Genomic DNA, 879 nt, shown 5'->3' with positions numbered 1-879 from the left:
GAACATCTCCGGCTTCCCTGTCTCGTTGACGCGGTACATGCTGCCGGCGGAGACGGGGCCGCCGTATTGACGGCCGCCGCCGTAGTTCGTGCTGCTGATCGTCGAGACGATGGACGCCGTCGCGGCAATGGTGGACGCCATCGCTGCCAGGTTGGCTGGCCACGGCAGCGACGCCGCATTCGCGATGCCGGTCTGAATGGCCACGATCGACTGGGCGATGCTGAAGGCCTTCTGCGCGAGGAAGATCGCCTTGAACACGCCAGACTGCTCCTTGCCGGCCTTCTGCATCACGTTCAGGATCGCGCCGAAGGCGTCAGCCGTCGAGCCCAGCGCCGCCATGTTCGCGTTGGCGCGCATGTCGGCGATGCGGCGGTTCATGTCCTCCTCGATGGCGACCTTCTGGTCGGCGTAGAGCTGGCTTGCCTCTATATCGCGCAGGCGGGCTTCCTCAACAGCCTTGAGAGCGGCTTCGGCCTGCGCCGTGATCAACGCCTCTTGGTCGGCCGTGCCGCCGGACCCGGCCTTGTATTGCAGCGTCATGATGGCGGCGCTGTCGCGCTGGTTGCCAAGCGCCTTGCGGGCATCCTCGGCTTGCTGCATGGCCCTGGTCTTGGCCTGCTCAGCCTCATCGAACGAGAGTTTCCCGCGCTCGTATCCATCCTGGGCCTGCCGGATGGCCTCGTCACGGATCAGGGCGATCTGCGCGGACTGATCCTTGGTGATGGTGATCTCGGCGTCCGCGCGCGCGCGGGCGTTGCGCTCGGCGAGCTCGGCGTACGCTTCCGCGGCAGCCATGTTGGCAGCGACCTTGGCGCGCTCGCCCTCTTGCTGAGTCTTGACGCCCAGCAGCACCGACGCATCAGCACGGCGGAGCGCCTC

1 pseudogene is annotated in these 879 nt (G+C 66.8%); it reads right to left on the bottom strand.

Features of this window, described 5'->3' with window-relative positions:
- Window positions 1–852 (bottom strand): annotated as a pseudogene (locus AC1DU6_RS33280) (hypothetical protein); the annotation flags it as partial.
- Between the last annotated feature and the right edge of the window lie 27 nt (window positions 853–879).

The sequence above is a fragment of the Roseateles sp. P5_B10 genome (genome assembly GCF_056400485.1).
Note: the sequence above shows the minus strand (reverse complement) of the source record. Positions and strands in the feature narration are given on the sequence as shown.